Source organism: Sphingobium sp. (assembly GCA_035196065.1).
Lineage (GTDB): Bacteria > Pseudomonadota > Alphaproteobacteria > Sphingomonadales > Sphingomonadaceae > Sphingorhabdus_B > Sphingorhabdus_B rara.
In genome coordinates, this window is the sequence record CP136575.1 from 541,081 (window position 1) to 565,165 (window position 24,085).

21 protein-coding genes are annotated in these 24,085 nt (G+C 58.6%); 13 read left to right on the forward strand and 8 right to left on the reverse strand.

All coding sequences use genetic code 11. From position 1 onward, the window contains the following. Positions 1–24: 24 nt before the first annotated feature. The 3 genes from RSE16_02570 to RSE16_02580 are packed head-to-tail and all read left to right on the forward strand — an operon-like array spanning position 25 to position 3,192. On the forward strand, positions 25–1,557 hold the full coding sequence (locus tag RSE16_02570; protein ID WRH76369.1) for a GspE/PulE family protein: 1,533 nt from the start codon (positions 25–27) through the stop codon (positions 1,555–1,557). Between the two features lies 1 nt (position 1,558). Then, entirely contained in the window at positions 1,559–2,770 is a 1,212-nt protein-coding gene (locus RSE16_02575) for a type II secretion system F family protein (GenBank protein ID WRH76370.1), read from the forward strand. Continuing rightward, positions 2,767–3,192, forward strand: coding sequence for a prepilin-type N-terminal cleavage/methylation domain-containing protein (locus RSE16_02580; GenBank protein WRH76371.1), 426 nt, complete (start codon positions 2,767–2,769; stop codon positions 3,190–3,192). The genes RSE16_02575 and RSE16_02580 overlap by 4 nt, the downstream gene beginning before the upstream one ends. A gap of 66 nt (positions 3,193–3,258) precedes the next feature. Here the strand turns inward: RSE16_02580 and RSE16_02585 are convergent, their stop codons facing one another. Then, positions 3,259–4,188, reverse strand: coding sequence for a haloalkane dehalogenase (locus RSE16_02585; protein ID WRH76372.1), 930 nt, complete (start codon positions 4,186–4,188; stop codon positions 3,259–3,261). Between the two features lie 54 nt (positions 4,189–4,242). Next, positions 4,243–4,590: a hypothetical protein gene (locus tag RSE16_02590; GenBank protein WRH76373.1), complete on the reverse strand. Its 348-nt coding sequence runs from the start codon at positions 4,588–4,590 to the stop codon at positions 4,243–4,245. A 172-nt stretch (positions 4,591–4,762) separates the two neighbouring features. Between RSE16_02590 and RSE16_02595 the strand changes: the two genes are divergently transcribed. From RSE16_02595 to RSE16_02630, 8 genes are all read left to right on the forward strand, one after another. Continuing rightward, on the forward strand, positions 4,763–5,314 hold the full coding sequence (locus tag RSE16_02595) for a TetR/AcrR family transcriptional regulator (GenBank protein WRH76374.1): 552 nt from the start codon (positions 4,763–4,765) through the stop codon (positions 5,312–5,314). 923 nt (positions 5,315–6,237) lie between these two features. Beyond that, a complete protein-coding gene (locus RSE16_02600; protein WRH77283.1) occupies positions 6,238–7,317 on the forward strand; it encodes an alanine racemase in 1,080 nt (359 codons plus the stop codon). Positions 7,318–7,564: 247 nt separating this feature from the next. Beyond that, positions 7,565–8,782, forward strand: a complete 1,218-nt coding sequence (locus tag RSE16_02605) for a saccharopine dehydrogenase NADP-binding domain-containing protein (GenBank protein ID WRH76375.1) — start codon at positions 7,565–7,567, stop codon at positions 8,780–8,782. A 230-nt stretch (positions 8,783–9,012) separates the two neighbouring features. Then, a complete protein-coding gene (locus RSE16_02610; GenBank protein ID WRH76376.1) occupies positions 9,013–10,632 on the forward strand; it encodes an NAD(P)/FAD-dependent oxidoreductase in 1,620 nt (539 codons plus the stop codon). A 52-nt stretch (positions 10,633–10,684) separates the two neighbouring features. Beyond that, positions 10,685–12,229, forward strand: coding sequence for a long-chain fatty acid--CoA ligase (locus RSE16_02615; GenBank protein ID WRH76377.1), 1,545 nt, complete (start codon positions 10,685–10,687; stop codon positions 12,227–12,229). Between the two features lie 176 nt (positions 12,230–12,405). After that, positions 12,406–13,461, forward strand: coding sequence for an efflux RND transporter periplasmic adaptor subunit (locus RSE16_02620; protein WRH76378.1), 1,056 nt, complete (start codon positions 12,406–12,408; stop codon positions 13,459–13,461). Between the two features lies 1 nt (position 13,462). Continuing rightward, on the forward strand, positions 13,463–14,554 hold the full coding sequence (locus RSE16_02625) for an ABC transporter permease (protein ID WRH76379.1): 1,092 nt from the start codon (positions 13,463–13,465) through the stop codon (positions 14,552–14,554). Between the two features lie 110 nt (positions 14,555–14,664). Then, positions 14,665–15,351: an ABC transporter ATP-binding protein gene (locus tag RSE16_02630; protein WRH76380.1), complete on the forward strand. Its 687-nt coding sequence runs from the start codon at positions 14,665–14,667 to the stop codon at positions 15,349–15,351. A gap of 42 nt (positions 15,352–15,393) precedes the next feature. On the opposite strand, the gene RSE16_02635 is transcribed toward RSE16_02630, so the two are convergent. After that, a complete protein-coding gene (locus RSE16_02635; GenBank protein ID WRH76381.1) occupies positions 15,394–15,954 on the reverse strand; it encodes a heme-binding protein in 561 nt (186 codons plus the stop codon). Between the two features lie 478 nt (positions 15,955–16,432). Between RSE16_02635 and RSE16_02640 the strand changes: the two genes are divergently transcribed. Further along, the gene (locus tag RSE16_02640; GenBank protein ID WRH76382.1) at positions 16,433–17,323 is read left to right on the forward strand and encodes a hypothetical protein; all 891 of its coding nucleotides are present in this window, start codon (positions 16,433–16,435) and stop codon (positions 17,321–17,323) included. A 266-nt stretch (positions 17,324–17,589) separates the two neighbouring features. On the opposite strand, the gene RSE16_02645 is transcribed toward RSE16_02640, so the two are convergent. Then, entirely contained in the window at positions 17,590–18,081 is a 492-nt protein-coding gene (locus RSE16_02645) for a cupin domain-containing protein (GenBank protein WRH76383.1), read from the reverse strand. Then, positions 18,078–20,303, reverse strand: a complete 2,226-nt coding sequence (gene eutB / locus RSE16_02650; protein WRH76384.1) for an ethanolamine ammonia-lyase subunit EutB — start codon at positions 20,301–20,303, stop codon at positions 18,078–18,080. Before eutB ends, RSE16_02645 begins: the two co-directional genes overlap by 4 nt. A 246-nt stretch (positions 20,304–20,549) precedes the next feature. Here eutB and RSE16_02655 point away from each other — a divergent pair, with 246 nt between their 5' ends. Then, entirely contained in the window at positions 20,550–21,017 is a 468-nt protein-coding gene (locus RSE16_02655; GenBank protein WRH76385.1) for a cupin domain-containing protein, read from the forward strand. 475 nt (positions 21,018–21,492) lie between these two features. Here RSE16_02655 and RSE16_02660 read toward each other — a convergent pair whose 3' ends face one another. From RSE16_02660 to RSE16_02670, 3 genes are read right to left on the reverse strand one after another with little or no spacing between them, the layout of a single operon-like run. Beyond that, positions 21,493–22,485: a DUF2891 domain-containing protein gene (locus RSE16_02660; protein ID WRH76386.1), complete on the reverse strand. Its 993-nt coding sequence runs from the start codon at positions 22,483–22,485 to the stop codon at positions 21,493–21,495. Then, the gene (locus tag RSE16_02665; GenBank protein WRH76387.1) at positions 22,485–23,420 is read right to left on the reverse strand and encodes a DUF979 domain-containing protein; all 936 of its coding nucleotides are present in this window, start codon (positions 23,418–23,420) and stop codon (positions 22,485–22,487) included. The genes RSE16_02660 and RSE16_02665 overlap by 1 nt, the downstream gene beginning before the upstream one ends. Continuing rightward, the gene (locus RSE16_02670; protein WRH77284.1) at positions 23,417–24,085 is read right to left on the reverse strand and encodes a DUF969 domain-containing protein; all 669 of its coding nucleotides are present in this window, start codon (positions 24,083–24,085) and stop codon (positions 23,417–23,419) included. The genes RSE16_02665 and RSE16_02670 overlap by 4 nt, the downstream gene beginning before the upstream one ends.

Consider the following 24,085-nt stretch of genomic DNA (forward strand, 5'->3'; position numbering starts at 1 on the left):
CTTAACACCTCAAGGTTTTGTCCTTTGAACAGTAATATTGTAGACTTTCTTAACGCACATGGCTTGATTTCGCAGGCTGACCTTGTCGAAGCTCGGGCTTTGCAGGCGCATGGCGGCGGTTCTGTCGCGGCGGCATTGATCCGTCTGGGCGTTATCGGCGACGAACGACTGGCCGAGGCAGTGGCGGGGGCAATGGCCCTGCCCCTGCTGGCAGACGCGCCTGATATTGGTCAGATCCTTGCCGCGCAGCAGAGCCTTCGTTTTTCGCTGAACTGGCTTGCGGAGCAGGAAGTGCTGATCTGGCACGACGCGCTTGATCGCCCCTGCATTGCCTTTGCCAGCGGCAGCAACGCGCTGATCGAAGAAGCGATGGAGCAGTGGGATATTGCGCCCGGCCGCCGCTTTGCGGTCGCACTGCGCCTGCTGCGCGCTGTTCTGGCCGATCTGGAGCAGGGCGGCAGCAGCCAGCCTGCATCAGGCAGCACCGGCAAGCTGGAAGAATTGGCCGAAGACGCACCGGCGATCGAATTCATCAATGCAATGCTGTCCGAAGCGATGGCCCGGCGGGCAAGCGACATTCATATCGAACCATTCAAGGGCGATATGCAGATCCGCTTGCGAATCGATGGAACGCTGCATCTCTGGCGTACCGTTCCTGCAATCCGCTTTGCAGCCACCGCCTCGCGCATCAAGCTGTTATGCGGAATGGATATCGCTGAACGGCGAACACCGCAGGACGGCCGTTACAGCCTGCGTATTGCCGGCCGCGACGTCGATATCCGCGCATCCTGCCTGCCGGGCGTTTGGGGCGAATCGATCGTATTGCGCTTTCTGGGCCGCACCGTTGACCTGCCTTCGCTCGCCGATCTTGGTGTGGCGCCGGCGATGGCGCAGCAATTGGGCGATCTCATCCGCCAGCCTGCAGGCCTGGTGTTGATCGCCGGACCCACCGGGTCGGGGAAAACGACAACCGTCTACAAACTGCTCGAGCAACTAAATGACGGTTCACGCAAGATCATCACCATCGAAGACCCTGTCGAAATCGATCTGCCGGGCGTGATCCAGGTCAATGTGCGGCAGGATATCGGACTGGAATTTGCCACCGGCCTGCGATCGATGCTGCGCCAAGACCCTGACGTAATTTTCGTCGGCGAAATTCGCGATTCGGAAACGGCACAAATGGCAACCCGCGCGGCGATGACGGGGCATCTGGTGATTTCCACCGTACACACCCGGTCAGCGGCAGCGTCCATCACGCGCATGGTTGACCTTGGCGTTGAAGGCTATTTGCTGGCTGAGGCGATCAGCGGGATCATTGCGCAGCGCCTGTTGCGCCGGCGCAGCGCCGACAACACTTATAGCGGCCGGATCGGCGTCTATGAATTGATGGGCGTCGATCCGCTGTTGCGCGACGCGATCCGGCGTAACGCCCCGCAGAATGAACTTGAACAACTTGCCTCGCAGACAGGCTATCGGCCGATGATCGATGACGCCCGCGACAAGGCGGACGTCGGATTGACCGATGCGGGTGAAATCCAGCGGGTGCTGGGTGACTGAAATGGCCGATGACGACGCAAGCTATGATTATGTCGCGATTGACGGCAACGGGCGGCGGCAACGCGGCACGGTGCAAGCCGACAACGCAACCCAGGCCTTTGCCCGGGTGACCCGCCAGCATCTGACCGTCGTCAAGCTGGAACGATCGGGTGCGGGCGACACTGCCGGCCGTAAGGCAACGTCCCGGCGCGACCAGATTGCCTTGCTGCGGCAATTGGGAATGATGCTGCAGGCGCGCGTCGATCTGATGCAGGCACTGATGGCGATGCAGGCCGGGGCAGCCACGCCAGCACTGCGTTCGGCAATCGACGTTGCGATGGCTGAACTGCGTAGCGGAAAACCCTTGGGTGCATGCCTCAGCACCGCGATTCCGGGAATGCCGTCCAATATCCTCGCGCTGGTCAATGCGGGGGAGGCCGGCGGCTGCCTGGCAGAAACCATCGGCCATGCCATCGACCAGTTGGAGGCCGAGGAACGGATCGCAGCGACCATCAAGAGCGCGCTGGTATATCCCGCCTTTTTGTCGATCGCCGGATTGATGGCTGGCACGATCATGCTGCTGTTCGTCATCCCCCGCTTTGCAACGCTGATCGGCGAACGTCGCGATCAGCTTGATACCATGTCGCGGCTGATTTTCTGGCTGGGTGACGTTGCCCAGCAAAGTTTTGCGCTGGCGTTGATCGCGCCTCTGGCCGCGCTCCTTTTCCTTATAGTCACCGGCCTGCGTGGCGATAATGCCTGGTTGCGCCGCTTTGCAATCCGCCACATCCCTATGCTCGCGCGGCTGGCGCTGCAACGCGAACGCGAACGGTGGTGCCGGATCATGGCCTTTGCGCTGCTCGCGCGCATATCCATCGTCGATGCCATGCGGCTGGCTGCAGACGGCCTTAAAGACATGGCGTTGCAGGAACGCGCAATCAACGCGTCGCGCGAATTGCGAGTCGGCAGCCGGGTGGCAGACGCGATCGCTGAGATCAGGCTGTTGGATGAGGCGCAATTGAGCCTCGTGCGTGCCGGCGAGGAATCGGGGCTTTTGGCCGACATGTTCCGGCGCATCGCGATCGACACGGAAGAGGGGCTGCGGGAAAGCCTGAAGCGCACCACCGGGGTGCTCGAACAATCCGTGGTGGTCGCGGTTTCTCTTTTCGTCGGGCTGATTGTCTATGGCCTGATCGCCTCTCTGACGAGCGTATACGAAACGATCCCGCTATGATCGCGCGTCGCCAAACCCATGGTTTCAGTACGCTGGAGCTTTTGGTTGCGCTGGCAATATTGTCGCTTGGGCTGATGGCGCTGATCGATTTTCGTCTGAGCCTGTTGCAGACGCAATCGCGCCAACTCGCACAAGCAGAGGCGATCCAGCATGAAGCGAACGCGCTGGCATTGCTGCGCCAGATCAATCCGGCCGCTCAGCCGTCGGGCCGTATCGCAATCGACCAATCGGTGCGGTTGCAATGGGACGCACGCATCGTTGGAAGTTACCGCCCGCAGCTTGCCTGGCTGGGCCGCGAGACAGGTTATCGCGTCGCGCGTTTCAAGGTGAACTATGCGATCGTCGAAGCTGATGCAGCGATCGTGCGCGGCGTGGTCGAGCTGATCGGCCGCATCGGCCCCGATGGACGGCCAACACCCTGACCGCAGCGCTTTGAAAAAGGATGACCTACCGGTCCGCGCGCGGACCTGATATCGGTGGCGAGACAATCAAAGCCGGAATTTTTCCAATGCGGCACGGGCGATGATGTCGCCCTTTTCTTGAACAAAATGGCCGGCGTCGTGCACCTTCAACGGAGCGGGGCAACCATTGAGCGAGCCGCGCAGCCGATCCATCACTTCCGGCCCCAACACGGGATCAGCCATGCCTACGGCCATGAAGGTCGGCCCGTGCCATTCACTGGACCACCAGTCGCGGGCCCGGCGCGCCTCGACAATACCGGGCATGTCGGGATCGGTCATGACCAGTTCGGGGAAGCGCCTGACCCCCGCCTTAAAGCGGACATCGGGAAATGGCGCGGCATAGGCGGCGGCTTCTTCCCCTGAAAGATCCGGCTGGCTGCGCTGGAACAAGGCGGCAATGTCCATATCGGGGCGGCTGCGGTTGAAATCACGCCAGCGGGAAAATCCCTCACTAATTGGCTCGCCCACCGGGATCGTAGTGTTCATTACCAAAAGCCGGGTGAAACGCTCAGGCATATCGGGCGGAATGGTCAGGCCAAGGATTCCGCCCCAGTCCTGACAGACCAGCACCACATTCTGCAAGTCGAGCGCATCGATCAGCGCACAGAGCATCCCGCGGTGAAAGGCAAAACTATAGACCGCCTCGTCAACTGGCTTGTCTGAGCGGCCAAAGCCTAGCAGGTCCGGCGCAATGACGCGGTGCCCCGCCCCGGCAAAGATCGGGATCATCTTGCGATAGAGATAGGACCAAGCCGGCTGGCCATGGAGGCACAGGAAGGTCACGGCGGCATCGCGCGGGCCTTCGTCGAGATAATGGACCCGCAGCCCTTCATAACCGGCCAGGTCGTCGCGATAATGCGGTGCAAAGGCATAGCCCGGCAATACGGCAAAGCGATCGTCCGTGGTGCGCAGCGCCGATATGCCCGCCCCGGTGTTAAAGGGTTCAGAGTGGCTCATGCCGTGCCGCATCGATGTGGGAGCGAGACGAAGCGGCGCGTTGGGTCACCACGGTTACGCCTGCCGGGCCCGGGCTTCGCCGAGCAGCAATGCCTTGGCGTCACCGCCGCAGCGATAGGAATGGAAAAGCAAATAGATCGATAGGAAGAACATGCCGCCAAAAAAGGCGACGACAGCCAGCCCAAGCCCCCCAGCACTAAACTGGTGCCGCCAGGCCACCCAGATTGCCGACAGCCCCAGAAAGGTCATGAAGTCGAGGTTGAACTGGCCCGGCCAGCCCATTTCCGCCATATCGCCGAAAAACACCGGCAGCAGGTTCAAGCCATGGTTTGCAATGGTAATCGACGTATAGCCGGCAATCGCAAAAAAGCAGATGATCAAGAACAGGCGGAACACAGACATTTTCAATTCTCCCACTTAATGTTTTTGGCACATTCCAAGGTAGCGGCAGCCGCTATGGCAAAAGGGGCAAGGGCAGCGAACGGCAAGATTTCGTATAGGAGCTCCATCGCCTCTTAATCCTTGTAGCAACTGCTACATGGTAACTGAATGTAATGAGTGCTACAAGGGCGAAATGAGCATCAGAAACGCACAACGGGAAGCGGTGATCGAGAAATTGGCCGAGCATATGCTTGAGCACGGACTCGCTGCGACCAGCCTTCGCCAGTTGGCCGACGCAGCCGGAGTGAGTGATCGGATGCTGCTCTATTACTTCGCAGATAAGGCCGAAGTGCTGAGCGTTACCTTGACCCGGATTGCGGAGATGATGGCCGACGCGCTTGTCGAGGCCCTGCCCGAAGGCGAAAGTTTCTCGCCAGCTGATTTATTGCAACGTGCAGCCGCATTGACAACGCAAGACGAAATGCGGCGGTTCATGCGCTTCTGGGTTGAAGTGGTTGCTGCCGCAGCGAGAGGGGAACCTGCCTTCGCGGGCATTGCGGCGCAGATCATGCAGGGGTGGCAGACATGGGTGGAAAGTCGCCTGATCCTTCCGCCTGATACGGATCGGCGCGCGGTTGCACTTGCAATCATCGCGACGATTGATGGCCTGGCCCTCATCGATATCTGTGCAGGCGGACCTGCTGCTACACAAGCCCGCACCGCGCTTCCCATCTTGTCAACATGACCGTTTGGTCTCTGCAGAAAATGCCGGAGCAGTTGATCGATGGTGCGTTCTGCCAAAACTCTTTGCGTCTGGAATTATAACGCGCAATTCTCTGTGGCGTCGGATCACCAAAATGGAGCGGAAACGCGGCTGCAAACCATCTCTTGAGGGTTACCGGAAATAGGATTTTACATTGTCGGAGATATCGAAAAGCTTCTTTCGCTTATCAATTTCGCATTGCTTTGATGACAAGATATTCGCCTCAAGCAGCCTTTTTATATCAATATTGTGCGCAGAAATGGAACGCCCTGTCCGCCTCATAATCTCCAAAGATGGGAGGGGGCCGTGCGTCGCGAGCTCATAGATTATTCTGACCTCATTATGCAGGCATTTAACGTTGGTCTCAGACTGAAATTTTATAATTTTGTCTAATGCATCTATCATTTTGTAGCCAGGGACATGTGGTGGTGGTGGTCAGAAACAACTATTTATAATCTCAACCATCTATCAATATTTATGTAAGTTAGCATATAAAGCTATTGTTTACATTAGGTTAGAAATAAATAGCGATTTGGCTAGCGCGGCTAGCGCGATCTCGGCCTCTGCCGCCCATCCATTCGTCGCGCGATCCTCAGGATGATCGAAAGCAACAAGAGCTTTGGACGCTGGCGCTCGCCGCCAGATGCGTTCTGCAACCATCGTCAATGCATTGGCGTGCGCCTCATGACGTTCATATTGCTGGGCCAATTGGACGCACGTTGCAGTTAAATCGCCAGCCCCTTAAGTGTTAGGCTCCGGTGAGCGAAGCGCAATGCCGGCATGAATAGACAGGGACCCCGGCAGTGAGCGAAGCGCAGACCATCGAAGCAGCGAAACCGGAGCATGCCGGAGTAAGGCGCCTTAGCGACCTCCAGACCCCATGCCTTGTGCTAGACGTTGATCGCATGGACCGAAACATTGCGCGACTAAGGGCGAAACTGGACGGCCTGGGCGTCACTTTGCGGCCCCATCTTAAGACCGCCAAATCCGTGGAAATTGCAAGGCGGATGATGAACACGCCGCAAGGTCCAGCGACGGTTTCCACGCTCCGCGAGGCAGAACTGTTTGCTGAGGCAGGCATAACTGATGTCATTTATGCGGTGGGTGTCACTCCATCGAAGCTAGCCAAAGTGATCGAACTGCGGCGCGGCGGATGTGACCTCGCTGTGCTGCTCGACACCGTCGAACAGGCGCAGGCCGTTGCCTCCGCCTCCCGTGAAGCTGGCATCATAATTCCCGCACTTATCGAAATTGATTGTGATGGCCACAGATCGGGCATCCTCCCGGGGGATGCAGATCGGTTGCGTGCGATCGCAGCCGCGCTGGTTGATGGTGGCGAGTTACGGGGCGTACTTACCCATGCCGGGGGCAGCTATTCGGCGCGTGGCAACAAGCTGAAAGACTGTGCTGATACAGAACGCAACGCCGTGATCGAGGCAGCCACCATTCTCCGCAAAGCCGGATATGCTTGTCCCATAGTCAGCATGGGCTCCACACCGACCGCGCACAATGCAGTCATCCTAGACGGGGTAACCGAAGTACGCGCCGGCGTTTTCATATTCTTTGACCTCGTCATGGCTGGCATAGGTATCTGCAAGGTCGAAGACATCGCCATATCGGTTCTGGCGACAGTGATTGGCCACCAGCGCGAAAAGGGGTGGATCCTTATAGACGCCGGCTGGATGGCAATGTCACAGGACAGAGGCACTTCCAAGCAAGAGGTCAATCAAGGATATGGTTTGGTTTGCGATGTCTCCGGCCAGCCATTCGACAACCTGATTCTCGCTGATGCCAATCAAGAGCATGGGATCATTACCGTGCGGCCAGGTTCCGATGCGGGGCTACCTGCTCTCCAAATCGGCGATCGGGTCCGGATCCTGCCGAACCATGCCTGTGCAACCGGTGCGCAACATCAAGCCTATCATGTCGTCCGCGGTGCATGCGATGTCGTTGAGGACGAATGGCAGCGGTTCGGGGGCTGGTAATGATGTTAAGGCGCATTGATTAGCTCCCCTATGCCCATTGGCTCAGCCCTGTCGACACGATGCCGGACAGCATTACCCGTTAGGATCAAGCGACAAGCAATCGAATATCGACGCTTGCAACACCCAAAGTTCGCTGCCTAATGGCGGCCCAGCAGATGACGCCAATGTTCGATTGGTTTGCGCAGCATCAGCGCCAAGTTTCGACGATGGACGTTTGTTCAAAATTCATTGACCCGGCAGGACACAAATGACTGAAACCAAATTCGACATCATTGTCTATGGGGCGACAAGTTTCGTTGGCCAGATCATCACGCGCTATATGCATGAGCAGTTCGCAGATGGATCGATCCGTTGGGCAATCGCCGGGCGTTCGCTCAATAAGCTTCAACAGGTCAGCGATACGATCGGCTTATCGGGTGTCGAGCTTATCGTTGCTGACGCTGCGGATGAATCAGCATTACGGCAAATGTGCGCACGGACCAATGTTGTCATATCAACCGTCGGCCCATATGCGCTTTATGGTGATGTGTTGGTCAGGGTCTGCGCCACAACGGGCACAGACTATTGCGATCTGACGGGGGAACCCCAGTGGATCCGCAAAATGCAATTACGGCACGATGCTGATGCGATAAAGAGCGGCGCACGGATCGTTCATTGTTGCGGTTTTGATTCCATCCCATCTGATCTGGGCGTCCATTTTCTGCAACGCAGCGCATTGGAGCAATTCGGCCAAACATGTGACCGGATCAATATGCGCGTCGTCAACATGAAGGGTGGCGCGTCAGGTGGCACCATCGCGAGCATGATTAACATGGTCAAGGAAGCGGTAGGTGATGCCGATTTGCGGCGCGAACTCCAAGATCCTTACAGCCTGTGTCCAGCGGGCCATGGCTTCTCGGTTCCGCAACCGGATGTGAAAATCGCATATGACAATGTCTATGGCGGCTGGATTGCTCCCTTTGTCATGGCGGGTATCAACACAAGGGTCGTGCATCGGTCCAACGCCTTAAGTGGCAACAGCTATGGTGCCGAATTCACATATGAGGAAGCTGTGGTGACCGGTCAGGGCGCGAATGGTAAGTGGAAAGCGCGCGCCACCACATGGGGCGTGAATGCGCTTATGATTGGACTGGCTGTACCTCCAATTCGCTGGCTGCTTGAAACTGCTGTTCTTCCAAAACCAGGCGAAGGACCGAGCGAAGAGGCGCAGTTAAAGGGTGGGTTCGACCTCATTTTCCGCGGCTCAACGGCAAAGGGCGAAACCATAGGGTGTCGCGTCACGGGGGACCGAGATCCTGGCTATGGGTCAACCGCCAAGATGTTGGCTCAGGCTGCCACCTGCCTTGCCAAAGACGTACCAGACGATGTTGCGGGGGGCTTCTGGACGCCAGCAACACTTTTGGGCGACAAGCTCGTCGAACGGCTAAAGGCGCATGCCGGACTTACCTTCGAAAAACTGGCCTAGGGCTATTGCCAGACTAACATAGCTGGCGGCACAAGGGGGCGCGTAAGTTGCTTCGCATCCGCGACACGCGCATGCGATGGCTTTGCGATGACACAATTGCTGCAAACTTGCCTCCAGTTGGCAGGCTGGCGCGAGCCGCACTGGATTGCGCCGCTTCGCTAGCAATAACGAAGAAAGGAAGGGGCCAAGCACGTGTGGCGCAGCCTGCCGGAATTGGCTAGGGCGGCGTCATGCTTCGCATCAATGAACTGAAACTGCCTCTCGATCACGCCGCCGAAGACCTTCCGGTGGCGATTTGCGCACGGCTGAAGATCGACGCCGCTGACCTCACCCGCTTCCAGATCTTCCGCAGGGGCAATGATGCCCGCAAAAAGCACGCGATCCTGCTGACCTATGTCGTCGATTGCGTGGTGGCGAACGAGGCCGAAGTACTGGCACGCTTTGCCGACGACCAGAATGTGAAGCCCACCCCAGACACTTCCTACAAATTCCCGGTCATGGCCCCGCAAGGCTGGGACGGCGAACGGCCGGTGGTTATCGGCGCAGGGCCTTGCGGTTTGCTCGCCGCCCTGATCCTCGCGCAGATGGGCCTCAAACCGATCATCATTGAACGCGGCAAAGCAGTGCGCGAGCGGACCAAGGATACCTGGGGACTATGGCGGCGCTCGGTGCTGGAGCCGGAATCGAACGTGCAGTTCGGCGAAGGCGGTGCCGGCACATTCTCGGACGGCAAACTCTATAGTCGAATTAAAGACCCCCGCCATCTGGGGCGCAAGGTGCTGGTCGAGTTCGTCAAGGCAGGCGCGCCGGACGACATTCTGACCGAAGCCCACCCGCACATCGGCACCTTCCGCCTCGTCACAATGGTGATGTCTATGCGCGAGACGATCGAGAGCCTGGGTGGCGAATACCGTTTCCAGACCCGCGTCGAGGATTTCGAGATCGAGACGACGCCAGACGGCGAACGGCAGATCGCCGGGCTGCATTTGTCGGACGGATCGCTCCTCCCCGCTCGCCACGTGATCATGGCGGTGGGCCATTCGGCGCGCGATACGTTCCAGATACTCTATGACCGGGGCGTGCATATCGAGGCCAAACCCTTTGCCATCGGCGTGCGGATAGAGCACCCGCAAAGCTGGGTCGACACGGCGCGTTATGGCCAGAGCGCGGGCAACAAGATCCTCGGTCCCGCGGCCTATTCGATCGCGCATAAGTGCAGCAACGGACGCACAGTCTATTCCTTCTGCATGTGCCCCGGCGGACGGGTGGTTGCCGCCACGAGCGAGGAAGGCCGCGTCGTCACCAACGGCATGAGCCAGTATTCGCGCGCAGAGTTCAATGCGAACTCGGGCCTCGTTGTCGACATTGATCCGAACCGCGACTATCCCGGCGGGCCGATGGCGGGGATGGCGTTCCAGCGCCACTGGGAAAGTCTCGCCTTCGAGGCTGGCGGGCGCAACTATATGGCCCCTGGACAGAAGCTCGGCGATTTCCTCGCCGACCGGCCCTCCACCGAGTTTGGCGACGTGATCCCCAGCTACAAGCCGGGTGTCCATCTGACCGAACTCAAAAAATGCCTGCCGGACTATGTGATCGAATCGATCCGCGAGGCGCTGCCGGTGTTCGGGCGGATGGTGCCGGGCTACGATCATCCTGACGTGGTGATGACCGGCGTCGAGACGCGCACCTCCTCACCGGTGCGGATCACGCGCGGGAGGGACTGCCAGAGCCTCAACACGCGCGGGCTTTATCCGGCAGGTGAAGGCGCTGGCTATGCAGGCGGCATTCTTTCAGCTGCGGTCGACGGGATCAAGGTGGCCGAGGCGCTGGCCGCCGAAGTGCTGAAATGAACGCGGCGGATCCATCCCACGATGCGGGCAAAGAACTGGAGTGAGAGAATAGATGACAGGTGGGTTAAGCCTTACGCAGGCCGTTCGTCGCGCGGTCGCAATCAAACGAACTGACACGGCTGTAATTGACGGTCCGGTTCGGTTCACCTGGGAGCAGTTTGCGGATCGCGTTTCACGTCTGGCGGCAGCATTCATTGCGCTCGGCCTTAAGCCGGGCGGGCGGGTGGTGTTATTGGCGCTTAACAGTCACCGATCGCTTGAATGCTTTTATGCTGCCATGCAGGCGGGTGGGGTGATCGTCCCCCTCAATCATCGGCTCGGCGTGGACGAGATCTTGGCCCAAACCAATGATTGCGCCCCTCAGATCGTGATCCTCGGCCCTGAATTTGCATCGATGCACGAAGCGCTTCTGGTGACCGCGGACGGGACAAAGCGGGAGATGGTTTACTGCGACCACGATGCGGCGCCGGAAGGGTTTCACGGTTATGAGCAACTGGTGGCCAGTAACCAGCCGATCGAGGATACGGGGCGGCAGGGCGATGATCTCGCTTGTCTCCTCTATACCAGCGGAACGACCAGTGCAGCAAAGGGCGTGATGCTGAGTCATGCCAATTTCTGCGCCAATACCGCCAATGTCGTGGCCGAACTGGGGATGGATGAAGACACCGTCCACCTGCATCACGGCCCTCTTTTTCACGTTGCATCAGCTGCGCGCCTGTTCTCGACCACGCATGTTGCGGGCACCCATGTCTTTCTGCCCCGCTTCGTGGCCCGCGAGGTAATTGCCGAGATTGCTCGGACCAGCGTGACCCATGCGACCTTCGTGCCGACCATGTTCCGGATGATGCTTGATGAGCCAAGTCTCAGCCAAACCGACCTTACGAGCCTGCGCTATGTGTCGTACGGTTCCGCAGCCATGCCCGAGCCATTATTGAGGGAGTTCATGGCGGCCCTGCCATCGGTCCGCATGCTCCAGTCCTATGGCATGACCGAATTGTCGCCGGTAGTGACGATCCTTGGCTGGCGGGATCATTTGCCGGACGCTGCGGCCAGCGGTCGCCTTCGCTCGGCGGGTCGTCCGGCAATGTTGGCCGAAGTGGCGATCATTGACCCGGATGACAGGCCTTTGCCTGCGGGGTCGCATGGCGAGATCGTAGCGCGCGGACCTATGGTGATGCAGGGTTACTGGAACCGGCCCGACCTGACTGCCGAAGCCTTGCGGGGCGGCTGGATGCATACCGGAGACGTCGGTTACTTCGATGATGACGGATATCTCTACGTCGTTGATCGGCTGAAAGACATGATCATCACCGGCGGGGAGAATGTTTGGTCGCAAGAGGTAGAAAATGCGCTCGCTTCGCATCCTGCCGTTTCACTGTGCGCAGTCATCGGCAAACCCGACACATTCTGGGGCGAAACGGTTCATGCAATTGTAAACTTAAGAGACAATATGGCCGTCACCGAAGCCGAATTGATCGCGCACTGTCGCAACCTTATCGCGCATTATAAATGCCCGCGCAGCGTCGATGTTCGAGACGAACCTCTGCCACTCAGCGGTGCCAATAAGGTTCTGAAATCGGAACTTCGCGCGAAGTGAGCGCTTTGCCATTCGCGCAGCACCTTGTTCGTTGCCTGACACGACGCACCTGACATTGACGCACATTCGGTTCGCCAGACGCGGGTGCGGGCACATGTAAAATCAACCCACGCGGACCTTAAGCGACGCGCATGGCTGGAACATTCGAGGCCGGAGTTTGTTTGTGTGCGTGACAAATGAAGATAGCTTCACGCCGGATCCTATTTGTGGCGATGGCCGCAATCGCCTTAGCAATTGCGGGGTATTGGCTATTTGCGCCGCGCGACAAGGCAGTTGCAACATTCGTGACCAAGACAGCTGTGGCAGACCGCATCCTGTCCGTGAACGGCAGAATCAGGCCGCGGCTTCAGGTTGATATACGCCCTTCGCTGGGCGGGCAGCTGATCGCATTGCCATTCGATGTCGGGGATCGGGTGTCATCAGGGCAGATCCTTGCCAGAATCGACGATGCCCCCGAACAGGCTGCCATCGCAGAAGCGCAAGCATCAGTCGCAACGCAGCAGGCAACACTTGCACAGGCCCGACGGGAACTGACGCGGTTCGTGGAGTTAGGCCAATTCGCAACCAGACGAGAGGTGGAACAACGGCGCCTGTCAGTATTGGAAGGTGAGCGCGAACTCAATCGCCGCCAAGCCGCTGTTGCCCAAGCAAGCGAGCTTCGCGATCGCCGCGTGTTGCGGGCACCCTTTGCAGGGGTCATTCTGGAGCGGCCGGTTGACCCCGGTCAGGCGGTCGGGCTTGAAAGCGTGATTTACCGCCTCGCCGACCTGTCAAATCCAGAAGTCAGCATAGAGGTGGATGAGGTCTACGCTTCAGAAATCCGGCCGGGCATGGAAGCAACGGTTGCCATGGCCGGGCAGAAACGCCCGCTCATGGCCAAAGTCCTGCATGTCGAACCCCGTGTCGATCCGGCAACCGGCGCGCGCGCCGTGCGTCTGGGTCTGATCGGTGCAGCAACCGATGCGCCCTCTGGGATGACTGTAACCGTCAATCTGCTGATCGAACGCCGAGAAGGGGCGATTAGCGTGCCGAGAAGCGCCCTTATCCCATCGGCGAGTTCGGCCAAAGTACGCGTAGTCGGAACTGACAAGGTCGTGATTGAACGCGCAATTACCTTTATCGATTGGCCAGCGGAAGCTGTGATTGTGACCAGCGGCCTCGTGCCCGGCGAACGCATTCTGACAGAGCCGGATTCGGCGCAGCCGGGCGAGAAAGTTAGGATAAACGGTTAGGATGACCCCCTATGCCGTCAAACTCGCCATGCGGCACTTGCTGTCCCACCCGGGGCAGACCGCGCTCCTGATGGCCGGGGTTGCGCTTGGCGTCAGTGTTTTCATCTTCATGAGTGCGCTAATCGGCGGGTTAGCGACTTTGCTAACCATGCGCACCGTTGGCAGCATCCCGCACATCGTGGTGGAAATGCCCAATCGCGACCCGGCAATTTTGTCGATCGAACCGGGTGCGCAAGTGGTGCTTCAGAAAGATCTCAGCCGGCGCGACCAGATCACCATCTGGCAGCCAATGATCCCGATCATCGAACAGGCCTCCGGCGTGATCGCTGTATCGCCGCAAATCAGGGGCTCTGCCTTTGTCGAGCGTGGCCAGGCCGTGTCGCCGGTCGGGGTCATCGGAACGATGCCGGGCAAATTGTCGGACATCGCCAATATCGATGCGGCGATTGTCGATGGCTCCAGCAATCTGCCTGCGGACGGGATCCTGATCGGAAGTGTTTTGGCGCGTGATCTGGGGCTTCGGGTGGGGCAAGTCGTCCAGCTGACATCGGATCGCGGTCGGTCGCGCAGCTTTCGCATTGGCGGCATCTTCACCCTCGGCATCGCCAGCGCCGATCGCCAGGCAATCTATATGAATTTCACCACGGCCAGGGCCTTGTTCGATCTATCGACAGGGATTTCGCGCATCGAGATCAAGGTGCAGCCCGCAACCGCTGCGGAAGGCATCGCCGAACGCCTGCGCCGGTCAACCGGCCTCAAAGCTACGCCCTGGACCGAAGACAACCAGCAGCTTTTCGAAGGCCTTGATGCGCAGGCGCGCACCGGCACGATCATCAAGGCATTCTCACTGGTTACGATCATCGTCGGCATTGCCAGCGCCATGTTGCTCTCGATCGTTCGGCGACAGGCGGAGATCGGGATCATGCGGGCGATGGGCGCCAGCCGCAGCCTGGTGGTAACGATCTACGTTCTTGAAGGAACCTTGATCGGCCTTGTCGGTGCGCTGGTCGGGGCTTTGGCCGCATGGCTCGCATTGTTGCCGCTCCCACCGGTAAGTGCTGTGAAAAGCGGTGCCCTGCCGATCGACCGCTAGCAGGGTGATTTCCTGCTGGCGATTGCGCTGACCACGCTTGCCGCAACGCTTGCGTCGATCCTGCCCGCACGCCGTGCGTCACGGATCGATCCGGTTGAAGCGATCGGGGCATGACCAAGTCGCTGATCCTGTCTGTAATCGGGCTGATCAAAGATTTTGGCGAAGGCGAAACCCAGGTACATGTTCTGAAAGACATAGACCTTTCCATGGAAGCGGGCGAGATGGCGGCCCTGCTTGGCCCCTCAGGCTCAGGCAAGAGCACTTTGCTGACCATTTTGGGCACCTTGATGCGCGCGAGCGGTGGCACACACGAAATGCTGGGGGTGGACTTGATGCATGCCAGCGAAGCCCAGCGCACCGAGTTCCGAAGCAAGAATCTGGGTTTTGTTTTCCAGTTCCACCACTTGCTGCCAGATCTTTCCGCGCTGGAAAATGTGATGATGCCAGCCGCCTGTGCTGCAGGGCATGAAACCGGGGCGATGCGCCAACGGGCGAGTGAATTGCTTGACGCTGTCGGTCTGTCGGATCGCCGAAATTTCCGCCCTGCGGCAATGTCCGGTGGCCAACGCCAGCGCGTTGCCGTGGCGCGTGCGCTGATCAACAATCCGACGCTGGTTCTGGCCGATGAACCGACCGGCAATCTTGATAGGGAATCGGCCGATCACGTGATGGACCTGATTCACACCATCAATCAAACGATGGGCAGCAGCTTTCTGATTTCGACCCATGATGAATATATCGCATCGCGCTGCCAGCGCCGGATCGAGCTGCTTGATGGCCGGATCGTCCGTTCCTGAGCGTTGATGCAAAGCGCGGACAAAGCCCCTTGCTTTGCCAAGTCACCGCGCCACCGGTATCATCACTTCGTTCCGGCGCAGAAACCACAAAGTCCAGGGCGGGTTGTACTGGGCTAATACCGGCGCGCCGATTACCTGCAAATCCTGTGCGACGATGAAGCTTTGCAGCGCGGCTGTGTTGGAAGCGACAGCCTCTTCGCGGGCGAAACCGCTAAAGCGGGCCACGGCCATGCGCTGCGGCGCGAGCATGCGAAGCCGGACTTTCGGATCATTGGGCTGCGGCAAGCTATCCAAGGTGGCGCCCTCAGGCATGATGAAGCGGATCACCCAATTACCGTCACCACCCGACTGAATGACTGGTGCGGTCATGGCGATCTTCTCGTTTGTTGCCGCCTGCTGGGTTACCGGAGCTGTCATCGCGATGCTTTGCGTGCGGGTGTTGGCGCCGAAGATGTAGCCGGCAAGCAAGCGAAACCCCTTGCTTGCCGCTTCCTTGCGTTCACCGCTCACCAAGACTTCGGCGATGGCCTGTGCCGGATAGTCGCGTATTTCAAAATCTCGCTCGGAAAACTCGACGGTGAAAGGCGGCTCTTTAGTGGCCATCGACATTACTCCCCACAGGACCAGTCCAGCAATAAGGACCAGAATAAGCGCCCTCAACATAGCAACTGCCTCGATTGGCATGACCCCATGGCACGAGCCGGGCGGTATTCATGTCCATTGAACCGGAAGTAAGTGCAAATGTTCCGGTCGGTGCCGTCAGACCAATCGCAACCTCTGTCCGTTCGGCCCGGATAGGGCAGGGGCAATCGTACATATATCATCACCACAAGACGGATCACCTCAGAGGATAAATTGAAGTAACGGCACGGGTTATCTAATGTGCTCAACCAACCAATTTATCGGCGGCTCATCCCACGAGCAATTTTGCTCTGACAAAACCCCTCACGGCTATGATGGCCCAAGGCTGTGCAATTGGCGAGCAGACACCCTGCCAATATGGCGGCATTTTTCCTTTGTTGGCGGCTGGACCGGCCTTAGCCCCGATCGAAGACGGCGACGGCGCGCGCAATCGGGGGGAATGATGGATATCGATATAGCGGACATGCTCGCGACGTCGGAAATCGGGCAAATGACCTTCGCAGAGGCTAAGCAGATATTTGCCCTTGCTTCGAGCGAGGGCTGGAATCCCGGCCGAAGCGATCTTGAATGCGCATGGAAATGCGATCCGGATGCCTTTATCGCGCTTCGATACCGCGGCACCATGATCGCAGGCGGCAGCATCTTCCGCCACACTCCGTCTTTCGGATTCATGGGCCTGTTCATCGTCAACGAAGCGTTTCGCGGATATGGTCTCGGCCGGCGGTTATGGCACACGCGCTTGCAACTCTTGCGTGCCCGGCTTGCGCCTGATGCGGTCATCGGAATGGACGGCGTGTTCCCGATGGAGAGTTTTTACGCGGCCGGCGGTTTTGAACCAGCCTATGAAACCGTGCGATATCAGGGCGTGGCGAGCGGGGCCATTGCAAGAACCGGCCATGCGCCGATGCCCGTTCACGCCCCTGTTTCAAACGACATATTGCTGGCTTATGATCGTGACCGGGCACCCTATGATAGAAGCGCCCTGCTCGCATCCTGGTTGTCGCAACCGGAGATCATGACGGCAGCGACATTTCAGGACGGCGTTTTGGTGGGATTTGGTCTGGCACGCCCAGCCGAAAACGGTTTCAAGATCGGCCCATTAGTCGCAGACGATGCCCGGATCGCGCAAGGATTGCTGGCCAACTTGGTCGAACGGCTCGATGGCACGCAAGTGCAAATCGATGTGCCGAGCCCGAATCAGGATGGCGTCGCGCTGGCAAAATCATTTGGTCTCGAAGCCAACTTCGGCTGTCGCCGCATGTATTTCGGCGGAAGGCCAGAGGAGAATATGCCGTCTATCTTTGGCGCCATGTCGCTTGAATTTGGTTGACCATATTAGCCTTTGCGGGCCGTAAGTTCGAACGCGCGCGACCTTATGCCGCCGGTGTAGTCGCAAACTGCCATGCAAGGTGACCCGCTTCCGCTATCAAAACCAGCGGCGAGCACAAGGCCGATCTCCGCCAACCCCAACTCCATCAGCAACAGTCCCCCCAGTATCTTCTACCAACCCGCCCCTCGTCTTCAGGCTGGGCCATCGTTGCAGTTTTGGGATTTTGCACCAAGCCAGACAGGCGTCACTTTGGCAGTATCGGAGCCTCAGCGCTCGACAAGGGGCCCATCATTGGCAGCCATATAGACGACAAGGAGTTTCACGGGCGTCGCGCCGGCATTCAAGCCCCGATGGCGCACGCCAATCGCTTCGACTAGCGCATCTCCGGCCTTGTAACTCCGTGTGCCCTGTACGCCATAATTGACGGTCAATTCGCCCTCTAGCAAATAGGCGAACATCGGGACCAGATGGCGGTGCAGCGGGCCTTCCTCACCCGGAGCAAGCATAATGATCTCCGAGATCAGCCTCGCATCGCCTTCTGGATAGGCAAAGGGCGCGCCTAGAATATCGGTTTTCGTATCGAGCAGCCTGACCGCCGGATAGGCGGGTACTGGCGGTGCCGTTTGAGTAAGAGCCGCGTCATCCGTCGATACTGCAGCGGCCTTCGCCATATCATGCGGCAAGGTCAGAGCGGCAAAGAGGATGGCAGCACTCACTGCGCAGCACTGCATGCTGCCATTTCGGGCCCAGTTGATCATCGCGCACCGGCTTTCTGCCACATTTCAAGGAAGATACGGGTGCAATCGCGTGCGCCGGTCTCTGGGGCGAGTGCAGTTGCGGAAATTCCGGAAACAACCCGGGTAACATCATGGTCAACACCACCCGATTGCGACCAAAGCTGACCATCAGCGACGGTCATATAAGCCGAAAAGCAATCATGGCCTGACCCCGGACGTTCGCCGATCACATGGATTATTGCCTTGCGTCCACTGCTACCGGAAAACAGTATTTCGCCAGCTTTATAACCGGCGCGCACCCTGCCTCGTTCAAATGCAATGATGTTTGGCGCAACCGAGAGCCCATTCTGTTTAAGGCCCCGCGCCAAAGCCTGCAGGAAAGTATTGCGAACGGGATCATCCATGATCGCTATCGCATTCAGCCCATCACTCAGGACAATCTGGATATCGAACGATCCCGCTCCCCGGCCGCGCCATTCGGTCAACTGTGCAACGGTCGCTTCAGACGGCGTCTCGCCCAATTCGGGATGCAGAATATAATCGCGCCGATCGCGCGCCTTGGTTTCGGCGATGATCACATCGGCCAGCGAAGGCAGAAAGGCAGCATCGAAATCCGCCCAAATGCTCTTGCGGGACCGCTCATAGATGGTGTGGATTTCCTGTGCGATTGCAGGCTCAAGGTCCTCAGGCAATTCGCCATGGCCTTGCGCCAAGAAAAGTCCGCGCCCTCGAACGGCGTCCATTTTCTGTTCTGCCTCGGCCAATATATCCCGTTCGGGCCGGTTGTCGCCTTTGCGTCGCCGATATTCGACGTAGATCTGTTCAGGTTTCCCAAAGTTTTCGGCGGGCGCTCCAGCATCGTCGACCACCGCAAGTTTACGGAAAAAATGATGCATCGGCTCGCTGATCTTGAAATCGAACTTGCGCCTGAGCCGAACATGATCCTGAAAGCCGGTCGTCAGATAACCGAGCATCGGATCAATTTTGGTTGGCAATGCCATCAAATAGGCAGGATTGGCTGGCGCCACGCGCTCAAGGCAGTAATCGAGATCGTCGAGGCTGACATCCATGTGAAGCGTCGAGCAGACGTCAAGCCCGATGCACAGGCCGTGCAGCTTGCCCATGACGAGATCTTCTAGGCAACAGCGCACCAATTGATCCCGATTGCGGAATACTTCTGGCCCGATAAAGCCTGCGACATCGTTCACATGCAGCCAAGGACGCCGTCCATTTGCTGCGGCAATCCGCAGCGACAAAAAGCGCGCCAATCCATATTTGCGCGATTCATGCAGGACCATGTCCATCGACTGGCCGTGTCCGTTGGTAAAATCTGCCCCCTGCCCGGTTTCAAAATACATGGCGAACTTGCCCTGCCGCTGGTCGGCATGTGCAACCAAGCGGTCGAGTGACAAATCGAAGGTCTTGTTAGCCGCGTCGCTGCCAGCGATGCTCTGAAACCACAAGGCGGTTGAGCTTGGCCACTTTTTCTCAACCTCAGCCTGGACGTCGATATGCGCAAGAACGCAATGCGGCAAAACATCCGAAAGCCCGAAGGTGTCGACAATGTCTTTCAGCGCAACTTCGATCGCATGAACACTTTCCGGTTCACTGCTGACCGGGTTGGTCCCGATCACCACATCACCAACGCCATAAGCAAAGCCGTTGAAGACCTGCCAAGCAATGTCGTCAATATTGTCGGTCGGGGAATTGGGCTGGATCCGCGCACCGAGATACCCCCGTTCACCGATATTTGAACCCGGCAAAGGATTGAAGATTGTGGACGCAATGGCGGTCAACTCTTCATCAGACAGTAACTTGACCACGCAACCGATGACATCACTGGAAAGGCCCGGCATGATTGCCTTTATGTCAGCTTCGTCTTTTGCAAGCAGGTAGTGGCGTAATGCGCCGAGAGTCCAATCTCGCAACGTGGCGGCCACGGTCTCATCTATGCTGGAGATGATTGCCCGATGCAGATCGTCGCTAAAAATCGGATTGGCATCGATCTGGTAAAGCCGCGTGTTTGCCAGAAGCATGCGCGCCACCTTCCGATGCTCATCGTCTTTCGCCGCAACGCCGATAATGGCATCGCCCTCCTTGAAGGCGTTGGCAGCGCCAATCCAATTGGCAAAACTATGTATGGACCATCCTTCAGGCGAAGATTTCAAATAATCGACCAACCCCAGGCTCGTCGCTTTTGCGATCCCAACATCGACAAGCGCCGGCGTTGCACATCCTGTCACTGCGGCAGCCGATCCAAACTGCAAAACATTGCGTCTTGATAACTTGCTCTCGACATTCACCTGGTCGCTCCCAAGATGGTCATTTTACATTGTGAGACAAATCTTTAGCATCGCGGACTGTCGCATGCTAGCGATCAATGCGCGTATGAAAATGGCGTTTAAAGGTCCCCGGACATGGCTATGCGACCAAGATCAACGATGTGAGACGTTTCGGCTTTACCGATACACTGCCAGCTTTACGGTGACATGATGGACGAAATTGCGATCAGCCACATCCTCAATCTGTTCGAACGGCACGCCGGCGAGATTTGCCGTGGAGATTTATCCTTTGCCACAGTGATGCCTTTTGCAGGCGCGCAGGCTCAAAAGGCACCCAATGGTTCGACAGTGATCACGGTGGCCATCGCCGAAGAAATGTCGGAGAAGCTGCCAGCCAGCCACCGCCATATCGATCTTTTCCTGTTGGAACCTGCGCGCGAACTGGGCGCGCATTTTCACAAGCTGTCCACTGCGCATGTATATGGCGTCGATGGTTCCGGCACAGCCATGGTCGGAGACCAACGGCTACAATTGGCCAAGGCCGACAAAGCCGTTTTCCCTGCCGGCCTAATCCATAATGTTGTGTCAGGCCCTGATCATTTCCTCTTCGCCTCGTTCCAGGACCACCCCATCATCCAGGAAGACGGATCACTTGATTACTTCATTGCCGACTAAACCCAAGGTCACCGGGATCGGCACTAGATTTTTGGTGCGATACAACAGAAAGGCATTGTCAGAGCAAAATTGCCTGTGAGCGGCGGCGGCGACAAATCCGGTGGATAAGCAAGCCCGATAAACCGTTCCGCTACTTTAACTCCTCGCCCGAGATCCTTCGTCTGGTCGTCATGATATATGCGCGGTTCCCGCTCAGCCTGCGGAACGTCGAAGACCTTATGTTCGGGCGCGGGATCAACATCTGCCACGCGACGGTCAGGTTTTGGTGAAACCGGTTAGGCCCGATGTTCGCCTCGGAAATTCGGCACCAGCCCAGATGCTCAATCACCCACCCCCAGAACTGCATCCTTGGGGGTTCATTCTGTCAGCTTTAATCATGAAGATCAGCCGGATTTTGGGCTTCTCCCTATTCCGGAAAACTGGCCGTCGCGCCAGTGCTCTCCGCCTTGCCGGTGCGTTTACTCTGACAGTGCCCTTAACCCTGCTCAAGCGCCAGCAGGGCGAAAGTGGCCAACCAATGTTCGCCCATATAATCGTCGCCCAGGTGCGGCATGGCCGCATCGAGGTGCCGCTGCGCAGTTGCAAGCGCAGGTTCGCGTACAGGGTGCCCCTCTGGTAGCGCTGCTGCGATCCGGCGCCAGCACCAGGCGCGACTGAGATTGAGGCCGTCGAGATGCGCAATCTTGCCGTCGCTGCGGTCAGAGACAGTCGCAGGCGTGAACAAGGTGGCGGGAAGCCCTTCAGCAGCGGCCGGCAGGAAGTGATCAAACCATCTGGCGAACCCGTCGCCCAGCACCTGGCACATCAATAGGGCTTCGGTCAGCGCGGAGGAGAGAAACTCGTCGCCGCCCGGCTCCCATGCTTGGCAATCACGGTCCTCGCTGAACCAGTCCTTGGCGCGGGTATCGATAAGGCTGGTAAGCGCGGCATCATGTTCCAGCGCCCAATCGCGCGCTAGGGTAAGAGCGAAAGCCGATGAATAATGCGTGCCAACACGTATCGGATATGTCTGGAGCGGTAGGAACTGGCGGAACCGCTGCGCAAAGGCGGCGGCAAAGGCATCGGCATAGCGGGACCAAGGGCGATCATGCCGCACCATTTCTGCATGGAGCGCCAAGGCCCAAGCCCAGCCATAAGGCCGCTCAAACCCGCGCGATGAAGGGCGTGCGAGATAGGCAGTTTCGACCGCGAAATTCTCTGCTGTGAGCATCTCCTCGGCTAGCGCATGTACCCGCGCCGCTTCGGGCAGATCCGGATAAAGCCGCGCGAGGCGCAGTACCTGCCACCAGCCATGGACACAGGAGTGCCAATCGAAACTGCCAAAGAAGATCGGGTGCAGTTCGCGGGGGGTGCGGGCATCCTCCGGCGCTTCCATCACATGATCCAGCTTGTGCGGAAACTCGCGGGTCAGGTGCCCTAGGGTCAGACCCATGAAACGCGCAGCATATTCGGCAGTGAGGTGCGTCATCAGAAAGCAAACCACCAGATGAAGAGGGTATTGACCACCAGCAATGGCAGCGCCGTTCCAATCTGGACTCGGACCACGGCATTTCGGTCTTTCAACTCAAGCAGGGCGGCAGGGACGATGTTGAAGTTTGCTGCCATCGGCGTCATCAACGTGCCGCAGAAACCGGCAAGCATGCCGATAGCGCAGATCACGGCGGGATCGCCGCCATACTGCCTGATCAGCAGTGGCACGGCGATCGCTGCGGCCATGACCGGGAAGGCGGCGAACGCATTGCCCATAACCATCGTGAACAGCGCCATGCCCAATGTGAAGGCGATCACTGCGCCGATCAGGCTGCCATCCGGGATCACGCTGGACATCAACTGCCCGACTACGTCACCCACGCCAGCCAGTGCGAAGACCGCGCCAAGACTGGCCAGCATCTGCGGCAGGATCGCCGCCCAGCCCACCGAATCCATCAAGCGCCGCCCTTCCTGCAAAGGTGCAGCCGGATGGGGGCGCAGCCAGGCAAACCCGATCAGTAGCGCTAGCATTGCGCCGAACGCGAGGCTGACCAGCGTCACCTGCTTGGGATTGACCAGCCCCGGCAGATGCTCGAACCCGAACGTACCGGCCAACGCCGTCGCCGGGATCACCAGCGCCAGAAGGAACAGGCGGTTGCCATAACCCGTGGCCCGCTCAGCCCGGATCTCGAGCATAGTACCGCCGCCGCCCCGGCCTAGCTGCCCGGTGCCGGCAATGGCGACCAGAGCCAGAACCAATAGGCCGTTGGTAAAGTCACTCAGTCGGTCGCCCGCCAGCATAGACAAAGCAAGGAGGCCCCAAAAAGCCCCGTTACCCCAGCGCTTCGGATTCGTCGCATCGCGCAGCGAAAGCATAGCGAAAGCAAGGAAGGTCAGCCCCGCTAAGGTGTAGACGAAGGGTAGGCCGATCATTGTTCGGCCTCCTTCCGGCCAAGTCGCCGGTCGAGCTGCCAGAGCCGAAAACCGTGGATCAAGAAGGCGGCTATCGCGGTTGGGATTGCCCAGACCGAGAGCTGGAACGGTGAGAGGATGATGCCCTGTTGTTCAAGGAAGCCGACCATCAACAGGATCGAGCCGATCGCGATGAAGATATCCTCGCCAAAGAACAGGCCGACATTATCGGTCGCGGCCGACATGGCCTTCACTTGGTCGCGGTCGTCTTCGGTCAACTCTGTCTGCCCTTCGGCTGCAGCCTCGGCCATCGGCGCGACCAGCGGCCGGACGGTCTGGGCATGGCCCGCCACCGAAGTCAGCCCCAGCGCCGAGGAGATCTGGCGGATCAGCAGGTAACCGGTCAACAACCGGCCGGTCGTCGCACCCTTTAGACTGGCGATCAGGCCGCGCGCGCGTTCCTGCAATCCATACGCCTCGAGGAGCCCGATGACCGGCAATACGATCCAGACCACAGTTACATAGCGGGTGTCGTTAAAAGCCTTGCCGAAAGCGGAAACGATCGCATGAAGATCGAGCCCGGCGGTAATGCCCGTGACGGCTGCAGCCGCCACCACGACCAGCAGCGGATTGAAGCGAAGCACGAAGCCCAGCACCATCACCGCAATGCCCGAAAGTACCCACAT